Consider the following 14,543-nt stretch of genomic DNA (forward strand, 5'->3'; position numbering starts at 1 on the left):
TTTAAATGTCGGTAAATTTAAGCTAAAGCATGATTATATGATAAGATAAGTGAGAATAACGAATCAAGGTGGGTAGACATCGAATGGATAAAAAAATCAATATCGCAATTGACGGTCCCGCAGCTGCAGGTAAAAGCACCATTTCAAAAAGAGTGGCTGAAAGGCTGGGTTATATTTATATCGACACCGGTGCCATGTACAGGGCTGTCACATTATTATACATAGAAAAAGGCAAAGATATCATCGATTCCCTCGAAGATGTGGAAATCACTTTCAAAAGGGAGGATGGGAACCGCGTCCTGCTGAACGGGCGTGATGTCACGGAGGAAATCAGATCAGAGAGTGTGACATCGAAAGTGAGCGAGGTCTCAAGCTTTGAAGCTGTGCGCAGCTACCTTGTATCGATGCAGCAGAAACTCGGCCTGGACAAAGGGGTCGTGATGGATGGCAGGGATATCGGCACGACGGTGCTGCCGGATGCCGAGCTCAAAGTGTTCATGCAGGCATCCCCGAAAGTCCGTGCGGAAAGGCGTCTGGCCGAGGAGAGGGCACGGGGGAGCAGCATCGATCTTGAGCAGCTGACCGCCCAGATCATCAAGAGGGATGAATTGGACATGAACCGTGAAATCTCACCTCTTGTGAAGGCAGAAGATGCTGTACTGCTGGATACGACGGATATGACGATTGCCGAAGTCGAAGACTTCATTCTTGAAATTGCACAAAATAAGATAGGGGAAGAGTGACATGTTTTATAAAGTGGCAAAAGCAGTGGTGAAAAGATTTTATCATACACGATTCAAAATCCGGGTCATAGGGGAGGAGAGGATTCCCGAGTCCGGGCCTGTCGTCATATGCAGCAATCACATTTCCGAATATGACCCGCCTCTGATCGGCATCAGCACAAGACGTGAAATGTCCTTTTTTGCGAAGACGGAATTATTCAAAATACCGGTACTCGGTTATCTGATCAGCAACTTGAATGCGATCCCCGTCGACCGTGGAAAGGGGGACAGGCAGGCACTTAAGAAATCCGTGGAAGCACTGAAAGAGGGCAAGATGCTGACAATGTTCCCGGAAGGCACAAGGACTAAGGACGGCAGGCTCCAGGACCTGCAGGAGGGCGCGAGCTTCATGGCTGTAAAGGGGGGTGCGACAATCGTCCCTGCAGCGATAAAAGGTGAGTATAACAGACATAAAGGCATCACCCTCGTATTTGGAAAACCGATGGACGTAAATGAAATGACGGCAGCTGGAATGACACGTAAAGATATCACCAAAGAGCTGAAGACGCAGATCAACAATTTATTATTATCATAATAATTACTTGACAAATACTGATATTTATAAGAAGTTAGGTATATAGTCTATAGTAATGTAATGGAGGCAGGCACATGACGGCAGATAATATTTTGAACGAAGAAAGCAACAATGAAGAGAACAATGAATTGGAAAACTCAACAATCGGTGACAATTCACCTGAAGAGGAAAACCAGGTTTCAGAGGAATCACAATCACAGGTGGAAGCTTCGGAAGAAGGGGAAAATCCTGAATCTGAAACAACCGGGAACGATTCGGAGATCAGTTTCAGCGAAGGCGACAAAGTGACGGGCACGGTTTTCAAGGTGGAAGACAAATATGTCAGGACCCACATTGACGGCACGGACTTTGAAGGCATCATACCGATCAGCCAGGTGACGAACAAGAGGATCGAGCATCCAAACGAAGTCGTTGCCGAGGATGATACCATCGAAGCGGTAGTGATCAAAGTGGAAGATGAGAATGAACGCCACAATCTGATCCTTTCAATCAGAAAACTGGAAGAAGATCAGAGCTATGATACATTGATCGCAGCCAAAGAAAATGACGAGACGCTTGAAGGCACCGTAATGGAAGTCGTGCAGGCCGGTCTCGTGGTGGATGTCGGTGTCAGAGGCTTCATCCCGGCATCACTTCTGTCCGATGAATACGTCGAGGACCTGGAGCAGTTTGCAGGCCAGACACTTGAAGTCAAAGTGGAGGACATCGACAAAGATAAAAACCGCGTCATCCTGAACCGCAAGAAGATCATTGAGTCACAAAAAGAAGAAGGGCGCAAAGATCAGCTCAAGAAACTTGAGCCCGGCACGACCGTGGAAGGGGAAGTCGTGAGAACAACGAGCTTCGGTGCTTTCATCAACCTCGGCTCCATTGACGGACTCGCCCATATCTCCGAACTCAGCTACGAGAGAGTTGAGAAGGTTGAAGATGCTGTAAGCATCGGCGACAAGGTTGAAGTCAAAATACTTGATGTCGACGTTGAAAACGAGCGTGTCAGCCTATCGATCAAACAGGCGCAGGAAAGCCCTTTCGAGCTTTTCATCAATGAGCACAACGAAGGGGAAACACTTGAAGGCACTGTGAAAAGACTTGTCGATTTCGGTGCATTCGTTGAAGTCGCCCCTGGAGTGGAAGGTCTCGTACACGTTTCGGAGATCAGTCATGACCACGTTGCGCAGCCGTCCGATGTTCTGGACGAAGGCGAGAAGATCCAGGTCAAAATCCTGTCCCTGAACGCAGAGGCCGGAAAAGTATCGTTATCCATCAAGGAAACGACCGATCCGGGCGAAAGAAGCTCAGGGCCGTCAAAAGTTTACAGAGATGAAACTGATGACGACCGACCGACTTTAGGTGATGTTTTTGGTGATAAATTTAAAAATTTAGATTTATAAACCTATAAAATATTTGTCAATAAAGGGCGATGGAAATCGCCCTTTATTTTGTTTTTATGTTAAAATTATTTCTAAATAAGGAGGCGAAATCATGTACAAACCGACAATTGCTGTTGTTGGCCGGCCGAACGTCGGCAAATCAACTTTGTTTAACAGGATCATCGGAGAAAGGAAAGCGATTGTGGAGGATACGCCTGGAGTGACACGTGACCGGCTGTATGCCGACGGTGAATGGCTGAACCACGAATTCAACGTCATCGACACAGGCGGTATTGAGATAAAGGATGAGCCCTTCCAGGAGCAGATCAAGATGCAGGCTGAAATCGCCATTCTGGAGGCTGACGTCATCATGATGATCGTCAATGGCAGGGAGGGCGTGACCAACGACGATATGCACGTCGCAAGGATTCTGCAGCGTTCAAAAAAACCCACGGTCCTGCTCGTCAATAAGATAGACAATTTTGAAATGAGAAATGAAATTTATGACTTCTACCAGCTGGGTCTCGGCGATCCGTTCCCGGTGTCCGGTGCCCATGGCCTCGGCCTTGGAGATGCGCTGGATGCTGCAGTGGAGCACTTCAAGGAGATAGAGGCGGCTGTGGAGGACGACGAGTCTGTCAAAGTCTCCCTGATCGGCCGGCCGAATGTCGGTAAATCGAGCCTGATCAATGCAATTTTGAATGAAGAGAGGGTCATCGTCTCCGATATCGCCGGAACGACAAGGGACGCGATCGATACGGAGTACACCTTTGAAGATGAACCGTACACCCTGATCGATACCGCAGGCATGAGGAAGCGGGGCAAGGTCTACGAGTCCACTGAGAAATATTCCGTGCTGAGGGCGAACCGGGCGATTGAACGTTCGGATGTGGTCGTCATTGTCCTGGACGGCGAAGAAGGCATCATCGAGCAGGACAAGCGCGTCGCCGGACTGGCACATGAAGCGGGCCGGGCGATCGTGATCGTCGTGAACAAATGGGATGCAGTGGAAAAAGATGATAAGACGATGAAGAATTTTGAGGACGACATCAGAAAAGAGTTCCAGTTCCTTGATTATGCCCCCGTCACTTTCCTCTCTGCCAAAACCAAATCCCGCCTCACGACCCTCTTCCCGTTGATCAGGATGGTGAATGAGTCCCATAAAAAACGCATACAGTCCAGCACACTCAATGAAGTCATCGTGGACAGCGTCAGCATGAATCCCACACCGACCGATAAAGGCGGACACCGCCTGAACATATTCTATGCCACCCAGGTGAGTGTCGGGCCGCCTACATTCGTCATGTTCGTCAATGACACCGAGCTGATGCATTTCAGTTACAGAAGATATCTTGAAAACCAGTTGAGGCGGGCTTTTGACTTCACCGGGACGCCTATTCATATAATAAGCAGGAAAAGAAATTAAAGGAGCGGGCACTAATGAACATTTCAGTTTTGGGAACCGGAAGCTTTGGCACAAGCCTGGCGATGGTACTGGCCGGCAACCGGCATGATGTGATGATGTACGGGAGGAATGAAGCGGTCGTCGATGAAATCAACAGCCGCCATACGAACGGGCACTATTTGAAAGACATCACCCTGCCTGAAGAGATATATGCCGTCAGCAACCTTGAAGAGGCGGTCCTCCATGCGGAGCTTCTTGTCATCGCAGTTCCGGTGAAGGCTGTCAGGGGCCTCACCAGGAATATCCACGAGATACTGCTTTCCCATCGTAAGAAAGTATTGATCGTGCACGTGGCAAAAGGCCTGGAGCTCAACACCCATCTCAGAGTGTCGGAAGTGATCGAACAGGAGACCACAGACGAGACGGTGGAAGACATCTGTGTGCTCGGCGGACCGAGCCATGCAGAGGAAGTCGCGTTGAAATCGCCGACGACTGTGAGCACCGCGTCACTTCATAACAAAGGTGTCGAAACCGTACAGGATGTCTTCATGAGTAAATATTTCAGGGTTTATATAAATGAGGATCTCATCGGTGTGGAAATAGGCGGGGCACTGAAGAACATCATCGCGATCGCGGTCGGTGCCCTGCACGGCCTGAATTTCGGTGATAACGCAAAAGCTGCGATCATCACCCGCGGACTTCAGGAAATCGCAAGGCTCGGCACCAAAATGGGTGCGGATCCCCTGACGTTCCTTGGGCTGTCCGGCATCGGGGATCTGATCGTGACGGCGACAAGCCACCATTCACGCAATTTCCGCTGCGGCATCATGCTGGCTGAAGGTCTGAGCCTGGAGGAAGCGGAAGAGAAGATGGGCATGGTCGTCGAAGGTGTCAACACGACGCGCGCAGCCTATGAGCTCAGTGAGGAATACGGTGTCGAGATGCCGATCACGAAAGTTTTACATCAATATCTGTTTGATGATATCAGTGAGGAAGAAGCTTTCTACAAGCTGATGATGCGGGAGAAGACCTCTGAATCGATCGGTTTGAAAGAGCTGCTTCACGAGCAATATAAAGATGGGAGCAATCAGTAAACTATGTTTGGTATATCCGCAATGGACTTGATGTGGTTGTCCTTTATCTCCATGGGATCAATGGCGGTTGCAGCGGTGCTGATCTACGTTGCAAGGTTCGTCATCAAAAACAGGATCATCAGTTTCGTACTCTCCCTGTTCGCATGGGGACTGCTGCTTTTGGCCTTCATTCTCATGATCCCTGTCCTGGGGGGCAGCTAAATGCAAATTTCAAATATGTTAAAGATGTCAGTCATTTTGTTCACCGTTTTATTTTTGGGTGCATGCATGTATCCGGAATCGGAACGGGCCGGGCAGGTGCCGAGTGAATCCCAGATTGAGATGGTACAGCAGGCGGTGGACCGTTTCAGTGAGGATTCGGGTGGTCTTCTGCCGATCAAGACAGTCTCTGACACGCGCGAATACTTCGAGTATCAGGTGGATTTTGCGAGGCTCGTACCGGACTATCTGGATGAAAGGCCTGCAATCTCCTATGAAGCAGGCGGCTATTACCAGTTTGTCATACTGGATGCCGAAGGAGATCCGACAGTCAAAATCGCAGATCTCAGGATCACCGAAGAAATACGTTCCCTCCGCCTCAGAGTCGAAGGGATGGGTGAGAATGTGCAGTTTGAAGAAGCTGTCGGTCCCAATGTGTATCAGCTGGATCTCGACTTCTACAATCTTTCCGAGAACCCGACTGTGACGAGTCCCTACTCCGGCGGGACACTCAATGTCTACTACAGCGGCGGCGAGGAGTTCGTCGTGGATTACAGGGAGGAAATCGGCCGGGTGATCGAGGAGAATGACCTCGAATTCGAGACCGGGGACGATGTAAGACAGGTGCTGTATGAATATACACCGGTCGTGCCGATCTATTCCCCGGAGATCACAGTGGATGAAAATAATGAGCCGATTTTCATGACAAATGTCCATAAAAGTGCGCAGTAAAGCCTTTTTTATGTTAAAAAACGTCAAAATTGATTGCAGTGCTTAATCGACTGTGTTAAAGTCAAAACATAATGATTAAACATATCATTATACTCATTATGGGAGGTGGACAAGTATGAACAAGACTGATTTAATCAATGCTGTCAGCGATAAGGCTGACCTTACTAAAAAAGAAGCAGGTGCTGCTGTAGACGCAGTATTTGAATCAATTCAGGAATCATTGAAAAATGGTGAAAAAGTGCAGCTGATCGGATTTGGTAACTTTGAAGTTCGTGAACGCGCCGCACGTAAAGGACGCAATCCACAATCTGGTGAAGAAATAGAGATTGCAGCTTCAAAAGTACCGGCTTTCAAAGCAGGTAAAGCACTTAAAGATGCAGTAAAATAATTTATGATTTAGGCCTAACGGTTAATGTTAGGTCTATTAATTTATAAGGTGATTTTTTTCATGGAAAATCTTATACAACAGATAGAGAAAGACTTGAAGAACAATAAACTGAAATTACATAGTGAACCTTTTTTCGCCTTCTTCAATGATGAGACCAACATCATCCGTGACCCTCATATCTGCCATGCGGTTTTATTCTTCAATAAAGCCCTGCAGATACTGGATATCGAACCGGAGGAAGAGGAGAGGGAGGAGCATGTTCTGACCGGCGATTATTTTTTCAGCCAGTTTTATAAGATACTGGCTGCACATAATGAGTATAAAGTGATAAATGATGTATCCGGCATATCGAAAGAGATCACTTCCAAAAAATCCGCCTATGCTGAGATTCCAAAGAGTCCCTCGACGGAAGAATTGCAGCATCTTTTATTTGCACCTCTTATTTATCTTGTAGATAATGGTTATGCACAAGACAGCCTGTTGAAACTGATCAGTCGATACATAGAGGAGATTGACATAAAAAAATTACCTTATATTACGAAGAGTACGGGTGACGATAATGGATAAAGAACAACGTGTACATAAAATTTTCAATACGATATCAGATGATTATGATCATATGAACAATATCATCAGCCTGAACCAGCATACGCTCTGGAGGAATAAGACCATGGACCATATGTTCCTTGAAGAAGGTATGGAAGTGCTGGACGTATGCTGCGGGACCGGCGACTGGACCATCCAGCTTGCTTTGAGCGGGGCGGAGACCACCGGTCTTGACTTCAGTGAGAATATGCTTGAAGTGGCGGAAGTGAAATCCGCTGAGTTCGACAATATCTCCCTGATTCATGGGAACGCGATGGATCTTCCGTTCGAAGACGACCGGTTCGATTACGTCACCATCGGGTTCGGGTTGAGGAACCTGCCGGATTACCAGGCGGCGATCGAGGATTTCCACCGCGTCCTGAAACCCGGCGGAACACTTGTCATCCTTGAGACTTCCACACCTGAAAACAGTCTGATCAACTATGGGTTTGAAGTGTATTTCGGGAAGATCATGCCTGCTCTCGGAGGTTTGATCGCAAAGAAAAAAGATGAATACACATGGCTGTATGAATCCACTCATTCATTCCTGTCAAAAGAGGCACTGAAACAGATGCTCATTTCCACAGGTTTCACCAATGTTAAAGTCCTTCCCCATACACTAGGTACGGCAGCCACCCATTTCGCCATAAAACCGATCACCGAGGATTAGGCATGGTTTCATTGAAGAAATACCTGGCTCCGGATTTCATCAAAGTTGACCGGCTCATCAGGAAGAGCCTGGAACCTTCAGGTGTCCTGTCCAATGATCTCGGCTTGAAACTTTATAAATCCGGCGGGAAGAAAATACGGCCGACATTATCCATTTTAGCCGGACGGCTGGGGAACCCCGATAAAATGGACGATGTCTATAAAGTCAGTGCAAGTCTGGAACTCCTTCATATGGCGACTCTCGTCCATGATGACATCATAGACGACAGCAAATTGAGACGCGGAAGACCGACCGCCTATTATGACTATGGGTATTTCCAGGCTGTGACTACCGGCAACCTGTTGTTGTCCACCGCAGTCCATATCGTCAGTGATATAGAACACCCGGAATTTCATACGACATATTCCGAAGCAATCGAACAGATCGTCAGCGGGGAGCTTCTGCAATTCAACCATCAGTTCAATTCAAGGCAGAGCTATGATGATTACTATAAAAAAATCTATCGGAAGACTGCACTGCTCATAGTGCTCAGTGTGAGACTCGGCAGCTATGCGAGTCACCTTGATGAAGAGACGATGGAAAACCTGACTGCATTCGCCAATCATATCGGATTGAGCTTTCAGATCATAGATGACATACTCGACTTCACCGGTGATGAAGCCGCACTCGGCAAGCCGAAGTTCTCGGACCTTGCAAACGGGCACTACACTTTGCCCGTGCTGCTTCTCCGTGATGAAGATGAGAGGTTCAGCCGGAATCTGGATGACTTCAAGGAAAATCCCGGTCTGCTTTATGATCTGATTGAACAGATACTCGATTCCAACGCCCTGGAAGAAGCGATGCAGATCAGCACGCGCCATTATGACAAGGCGATTTCGCATTTAAGCGGTATCAGGGAGCCTGTCAGGGGTTACCTCCTTGAAATCGCAGAAAAACTCGAAAAACGTCTGAAATGAATTAACATTAAAAATATTTAATGTTAAAATGGTCACATAACTACTTTATAAGGAGATTTAATAATGGAAAAAACTTTTCTAATGATTAAACCGGATGGGGTACAAAGAAACCTTATCGGCCCAATCGTTTCAAGACTTGAAAACAAAGGTTTCAAAATCGTCGGTGCCAAGCTGATGCAGGTTTCTGAAGATCTTGCCAAAACACATTATCAGGAGCATTCCGAAAAGCCGTTCTTTGGTGAATTGGTGGATTTCATCACTTCAGGACCGGTTTTTGCGATGGTGCTGGAAGGTGAAAATGTGATTTCGACTGCAAGACTCGTTGTGGGATCGACAAATCCTCAAGAGGCCGCACCAGGTACCATCAGAGGTGATTTTGGTTTAACTGTTGGAAAGAACATCATCCATGGCTCGGACTCACCTGAAAGTGCTGAAAGAGAAATCGGCTTATTCTTTGATAAAGCTGAAATACTGGATTATAATCTGATTAACAAAGACTGGATCTACTAATCTTAAAACAATGAGCTGGGTTTTTACTCAGCTTTTTTTAATATAATTTTAGAATAGAAGGTGGAATTATGAGATTTTTAACATCAGGCGAATCACATGGCCCAAAACTTACTGCAATCATTGAAGGTTTCCCATCAAACATGCCGGTCGACAAGGAACGGATGGAATCTGAGCTCATAAAAAGACAGGGCGGTTACGGCCGCGGACGCAGAATGAAGATCGAAAAGGATACGTTCACATTCGGCGCCGGTATCAGACACGGAAAAACCCTCGGCAGCCCGATCATGATCGAACTCTCGAACGATGATTTCAAGAGCTGGACGACGATCATGGGAAGCGACCCGCTCACCCCCGAGGAAGAAGAAAACCTGAAACGTGTCATCACCAAGCCGAGGCCGGGGCATGCCGATCTTGTCGGAGGCATCAAGTATAATGCACGTGACCTGAGAAATGTCCTTGAACGTTCATCCGCACGGGAAACGGCCGCACGCGTCGCTGTAGGCGCACTCTGCAAGGAGCTGCTGCATGCGCTTGGCATAGAGATGGCAAGCCGGGTGGTGCAGATAGGCGAGGTCAAGGATGAAGGTGCATACTCTTATGAAGAGGTCAGCGAACTTGCTGATAAGTCTTCCGTGCGCATGATATCTGAAGAAGAGACCGGCAAAACGGAAAAACTGATCGATGCCGCCAAGAAAAATGGCGACTCCATCGGTGGAATCGTTGAAGTGATCGTCAAAAATCCGCCTGTCGGACTGGGTTCATATGTCCATTATGACAGGAAGCTCGATTCGAAAATCGCGGGCAGTGTAATCAGCATCAATGCTTTCAAAGGGGTCGAGTTCGGCATGGGCTTCAAACTGGCGGAAACGCCGGGATCGGAAGTCCAGGATGAAATCCTTTACAGCAGCGAAGAAGGGTATACCCGTAAATCCAATAATCTGGGCGGATTCGAAGGCGGCATGTCCACAGGGATGCCGATCGTCGTCCGTGCGGTCATGAAGCCGATTCCGACACTGTATAAACCTCTGATGAGTGTGGATATAAACACAAAGGAACCGTTCAAGGCGACGGTCGAACGGAGCGACTCCTGTGCTGTGCCGGCAGCTTCGATAGTGTGTGAACATATGGTTGCTATCGAGATGGCGAAGGCGATTCTGGATAAGTTCCCGCATGATAACTTTGAAGAATTGGAAAGCGCAGTCGAAGCGCATAAAGAAAGAGTGAAAAACTTCTAGTCATGAAAGAATTTGAAACGACTTATCCTGATGAAAATTACACAGTGCATGTCGGCCATGGCATATTTAAAGAAACGCTGAATCTTTATACATCAAGATACGAGGATGTTTTTTATATAATAGACGAAAATGTTCATCATGCCTTTAAAAACACTGTTTTAAAAGATATTGAAGATCCGGTCATTGCAAAGCCGGGGGAAGCTGCCAAAACAGCGGAGGCTTTCATCGGGATTGTTGAAAGCCTTCTCGGGCGCGGAATCAAGCGCTCAAGCCTCGTCGTCGTCATCGGCGGCGGGGCGGTGGGTGATGCGGGCGGATTTGCCGCTGCCGTCACTTTGAGGGGTGTGGATTTCATCCAGGTGCCCACCACCCTGCTTGCGCATGATTCTGCGATCGGCGGCAAGACCGCCATCAATTCAAGGCATGGCAAGAACCTGATCGGAGCCTTCCACAGGCCTTCCGGCGTCATTTACGACCTCGATTTTTTGAATACCCTGCCTGAATCGGAAATTCTGAGCGGATTCGGGGAAGTATATAAGCACGCTTTGCTGGACAGTGAAAAAGCCGCTAATGAGCTGATGGAACAGACTGCACATGGGGTGGAGGCCGCGGACCTCGAGGACAGCATCATCAAGGGCATCAGGACGAAGATGCGTTATGTCACCGAAGATGAGTTCGAATCCGGATCAAGGAAATACTTGAATCTCGGCCATACACTCGGCCATGCGATTGAATATGAATATAAGATCCAGCACGGCCATGCAGTCATGCTGGGTTTGTATGCAATGATGTTCATCTCGAACGAACAGTCGGAGTCCCGGATTTTTGATCTGGAGGCCCATTACACATACCTTTCAAATCTGGGGTACCCGATGGAGTTATTGGGCACCCTCGATTCAGGACGGATGCTCAAACATATGAAACACGATAAGAAAAACATCAGTGATGCATCTGTGGGCTTTATTTTAATGGATAAAGATTTTGAGCCCTTTTTTACTGAAATCAACACTGATGAGATGGTAAAATATATAGGGGCATTGAAGGAGTCATTATGAAATCACTATTAAACCAGAAATTCACCGGCAGTATACAAGTGCCGGGCGACAAATCGATCACACACCGTGCACTGATGATGGCTTCCCTCGCGGAAGGCACTTCAGTCATCCATTCACCGCTTGAGAGTGAAGACACGTTCAGGACATCCGAAATCATGGGTCAGCTTGGAGTAGAGATCGAAAGGGAAGAAGGCCGGATCACGGTCACATCGCCGGGGAGCAGCAACTTCACCGCTCCGGAGGAAGTGTTGTACACCGGGAACTCCGGCACGACGACGCGCCTCCTGATGGGGCTGATTGCAGGCATCGGCATGGATGCCACGATAGAAGGTGACAGCTCGATCGCCAAACGCCCGATGGACCGCGTTCGTACGCCGCTCGGGGAGATGGGTGCAGATATTTCACTCGTCGATGGAAAATATCCGCCGATTTTGATGAAGCAGAGTACTCTGAAGGCGATAGAGTATGACATGCCTGTGGCAAGTGCCCAGGTGAAAAGTGCCATCCTGTTTGCAGCGCTGTATGCAGCTGGTGAAACCATCGTCCATGAAAAAATCAAATCCAGGAACCATACCGAGATCATGCTCGAACAGTTCGGTGTCGATGTTGAAGTCGACGGCCTGTCCATCAAGCTGAAGGGCGGCCAGCCGCTGAAGCCGAGGGATGTCCAGGTACCGGGGGATATATCTTCCGCCGCCTTCCTCATGGTGCTTGCAGCTATCACTAAAGGTTCCGACATCACGATCGAGAATGTCTCTTTGAATGAGACGAGGGCCGGAATCATTGATGTGTTCAAGCAGATGAATGCCGACATAGAGATCGAAGAGACATCTTCCGAAGGGGAGGCGATCGGCAATATCCGCATCCGCCACTCAAAAGACCTGACTTCGTTCGACCTGTCCGGGGAGATCATACCGAGACTGATCGATGAAATCCCGGTGCTTGCAGTGCTGGGTGCATTCGGCAGTGAGCCGAGCGTGATCAGAGATGCCCTGGAACTGCGTTATAAAGAGACCGACAGATTAAGGGCGGTCATAGATGAACTCAAAAAATTCGGCATCGAATTCGAAGAGTTTGAAGACGGATTCAAAGTGTATCCGTTGAAGGAAGTGAAAATGACAAGTGACAGTTTCAAAGGCTACCATGACCACCGAATCATCATGATGCTGCTTGTCATGGCAGTCGCTTCCGATACCGAGATCAATATAGACGACACATCGGCGATCAACATCTCATATCCCGGTTTTATTGAGGATTTGGAGAAACTGAAACAGGCCAGATGAAAGGAAATTTAAGATGCAGGAAATGATTTACCAGGCAATTGATTCATTGAATAAAGGAGAATATCCCGAGGAGAAGCTGAACGCCATCATCGGCAGGCTTTCCGGGGTGCGGGAAGCCGATGATATGGATGCCTTATTCATCATGGGGGATGCACTCGTCTCGGGCGGTCTGCATGACTATGCAGAAAAAGTGTACCTCCATCTTTACCGCAATACAGAGCACGACGATGAAGTCCTCGCATATCTTGTGGATCTGATGATCACGGACAACCGGCTGGATGAGGCACTCAGCCTGATCAACAGCTCGACCACCACGCCGGTCGTCCTCATGCTCAAGGCCGAGGTCTTTCAGCAGCTCAACATGAATGATATTGCACTGAAGGCTTTATTTGATGCAAAAGAGCTGACGGATGATCCAATCATAGATTTTGCAATCGCAGAACTTTATTTTCACGACGGCGACCTGCCTGAAGCAAACAGGCACTACACCATCCTCCTTAATCAGGAGATTGAACAGGTGAATCAGGTGGACCTCAATCTGAGGCTTGCTGAAATCAACATGAACCTCCTGAACCTTGAAGAGGCGAGGGATCACTTCGGTGCAGCCCGGGAAGAGAACTTCTCGAATGACGACTGGTACCGGGAAGCGCTTCTCGAATACCAGCTTCAGGAATATGATAAGGCGATCAGTCTGCTCGAGAAAGTGCTCGACAATGAGCCCTACTATATGAACGCCTATATTTTATTGATGAACATCCACGAAACACAGCATGACCTCCCGGAGGCCATCGCCACTATGGAGAGGTACCTGAGCGAAAATGATAAGAACCCTCTTGCCTATTTCCATCTCGGGCGCCTCCATTTCAGGACCAACCAGCCGGAGAATGCCCTTGACTACTTCGACAAGGCGATCCGGCTGGACCAGGATTATGATGACGCCTACCTGATGCTGTTCGAGACCCTGCTGAAGCTGGACGCTTCCGAAGATATTGATGACTATCTCCATGATTTCGATCATCATGCCCTCTCAGGTGAGTCGCTGTACCTGCTCGCCAAAATATATGCAGAGAATGAAGATGATGGGAAAGCGATGGAATATTACAGTGAGGCTGCCGGTCTCATAGGTGAGTCGCTGGAATTCTACGAAGATTATTATGACTATTTAAGCGAGATCAGAGATCCTTTGCGAAAGGATATACTGGACAAGCTAATTGAAATGGATCCCGCCAACATCAGATGGCAGGATGAAAAGGAGCGTTTGTTTGATGAGGACGGCGAACTATAAGCGGGACTTCCTGGATTATGTCCTATACCATTATGACTTCCGGGACAGGACGGCTGTCTGGATAATGAATTTCATCAAGGCACACCCCTCTATAATCAATTTCATATCTTTTACCGACAGATCATCGGACCGCAGATTGCGCATCGCTGAACAGGCCACCGGCAGACCGACACTGGTATTTGAAAAAGGCGAGGTCATAACGACCGACGGCGAAGTGATCTTCCACGATATAAACAGCAACAAGTCGGAGCCTCTTTATATCGAATTCATCTTCAATGACCCGAGCAGGAGGTACGAAGATGTGAAGGAGAGGGATGCGGGCAATGAAAGCAGTCAGACGGGCTGCCGGATCAGGATCCTTGAAGAGGAGATCGATGCAGCCCTGCAGAATAATGACAGAAGTTTATTTTATGAACTGAGCGATCAGCTGAATAAAGCGCGGTCTCTTGAAAGGTGAGCG

Annotated in this window: 17 protein-coding genes; all 17 read left to right on the forward strand. The window is 48.0% G+C overall.

The window, feature by feature from the left end; translation table 11 throughout:
* Positions 1–83: 83 nt before the first annotated feature.
* The 17 genes from cmk (at position 84) to CRN96_RS02840 (ending at position 14,540) form a co-directional block, all read left to right on the forward strand.
* The gene (cmk, locus tag CRN96_RS02760; RefSeq protein WP_097038916.1) at positions 84–743 is read left to right on the forward strand and encodes a (d)CMP kinase; all 660 of its coding nucleotides are present in this window, start codon (positions 84–86) and stop codon (positions 741–743) included.
* 1 nt (position 744) lies between these two features.
* On the forward strand, positions 745–1,317 hold the full coding sequence (locus tag CRN96_RS02765) for a lysophospholipid acyltransferase family protein (RefSeq protein ID WP_097038918.1): 573 nt from the start codon (positions 745–747) through the stop codon (positions 1,315–1,317).
* 74 nt (positions 1,318–1,391) lie between these two features.
* Positions 1,392–2,708 carry a 30S ribosomal protein S1 gene (gene rpsA, locus CRN96_RS02770; RefSeq protein WP_097038920.1) on the forward strand — a complete coding sequence of 439 codons (1,317 nt, stop codon included), beginning with the start codon at positions 1,392–1,394 and terminating at the stop codon, positions 2,706–2,708.
* A 91-nt stretch (positions 2,709–2,799) separates the two neighbouring features.
* Positions 2,800–4,113, forward strand: a complete 1,314-nt coding sequence (der, locus tag CRN96_RS02775) for a ribosome biogenesis GTPase Der (RefSeq protein ID WP_097038922.1) — start codon at positions 2,800–2,802, stop codon at positions 4,111–4,113.
* Positions 4,114–4,127: 14 nt separating this feature from the next.
* The gene (locus tag CRN96_RS02780) at positions 4,128–5,186 is read left to right on the forward strand and encodes an NAD(P)H-dependent glycerol-3-phosphate dehydrogenase (protein WP_097038924.1); all 1,059 of its coding nucleotides are present in this window, start codon (positions 4,128–4,130) and stop codon (positions 5,184–5,186) included.
* 30 nt (positions 5,187–5,216) lie between these two features.
* Complete coding sequence (locus tag CRN96_RS02785) at positions 5,217–5,387, forward strand: DUF2768 family protein (RefSeq protein ID WP_281254121.1); 171 nt, start codon at positions 5,217–5,219, stop codon at positions 5,385–5,387.
* Positions 5,388–5,411: 24 nt separating this feature from the next.
* Complete coding sequence (locus CRN96_RS02790; protein ID WP_245844521.1) at positions 5,412–6,116, forward strand: DUF3939 domain-containing protein; 705 nt, start codon at positions 5,412–5,414, stop codon at positions 6,114–6,116.
* Positions 6,117–6,231: 115 nt separating this feature from the next.
* Positions 6,232–6,504, forward strand: coding sequence for an HU family DNA-binding protein (locus CRN96_RS02795; RefSeq protein ID WP_097038928.1), 273 nt, complete (start codon positions 6,232–6,234; stop codon positions 6,502–6,504).
* Between the two features lie 60 nt (positions 6,505–6,564).
* Entirely contained in the window at positions 6,565–7,071 is a 507-nt protein-coding gene (locus CRN96_RS02800; protein ID WP_097038930.1) for a hypothetical protein, read from the forward strand.
* Positions 7,064–7,759 carry a demethylmenaquinone methyltransferase gene (locus tag CRN96_RS02805; RefSeq protein WP_097038932.1) on the forward strand — a complete coding sequence of 232 codons (696 nt, stop codon included), beginning with the start codon at positions 7,064–7,066 and terminating at the stop codon, positions 7,757–7,759. Before CRN96_RS02800 ends, CRN96_RS02805 begins: the two co-directional genes overlap by 8 nt.
* Before the next feature lie 2 nt (positions 7,760–7,761).
* Positions 7,762–8,715 (forward strand): polyprenyl synthetase family protein, encoded by a 954-nt coding sequence (locus CRN96_RS02810; RefSeq protein ID WP_097038934.1) that lies wholly within the window; start codon positions 7,762–7,764, stop codon positions 8,713–8,715.
* Positions 8,716–8,778: 63 nt separating this feature from the next.
* Positions 8,779–9,225, forward strand: a complete 447-nt coding sequence (gene ndk, locus CRN96_RS02815; RefSeq protein WP_097038935.1) for a nucleoside-diphosphate kinase — start codon at positions 8,779–8,781, stop codon at positions 9,223–9,225.
* Between the two features lie 68 nt (positions 9,226–9,293).
* Positions 9,294–10,460, forward strand: coding sequence for a chorismate synthase (aroC, locus tag CRN96_RS02820; protein WP_097038937.1), 1,167 nt, complete (start codon positions 9,294–9,296; stop codon positions 10,458–10,460).
* Positions 10,461–10,462: 2 nt separating this feature from the next.
* Positions 10,463–11,515, forward strand: coding sequence for a 3-dehydroquinate synthase (locus CRN96_RS02825; RefSeq protein ID WP_097038939.1), 1,053 nt, complete (start codon positions 10,463–10,465; stop codon positions 11,513–11,515).
* The gene (gene aroA, locus CRN96_RS02830; RefSeq protein WP_097038941.1) at positions 11,512–12,798 is read left to right on the forward strand and encodes a 3-phosphoshikimate 1-carboxyvinyltransferase; all 1,287 of its coding nucleotides are present in this window, start codon (positions 11,512–11,514) and stop codon (positions 12,796–12,798) included. The genes CRN96_RS02825 and aroA overlap by 4 nt, the downstream gene beginning before the upstream one ends.
* 46 nt (positions 12,799–12,844) lie before the next feature.
* A complete protein-coding gene (locus CRN96_RS02835; protein WP_245844522.1) occupies positions 12,845–14,083 on the forward strand; it encodes a tetratricopeptide repeat protein in 1,239 nt (412 codons plus the stop codon).
* Positions 14,064–14,540 (forward strand): YpiB family protein, encoded by a 477-nt coding sequence (locus CRN96_RS02840; protein ID WP_097038945.1) that lies wholly within the window; start codon positions 14,064–14,066, stop codon positions 14,538–14,540. Before CRN96_RS02835 ends, CRN96_RS02840 begins: the two co-directional genes overlap by 20 nt.
* Positions 14,541–14,543 lie beyond the last annotated feature (3 nt).

It is taken from the genome of Salinicoccus kekensis (assembly GCF_900220995.1).
Classification (GTDB): Bacteria; Bacillota; Bacilli; order Staphylococcales; family Salinicoccaceae; genus Lacicoccus; species Lacicoccus kekensis.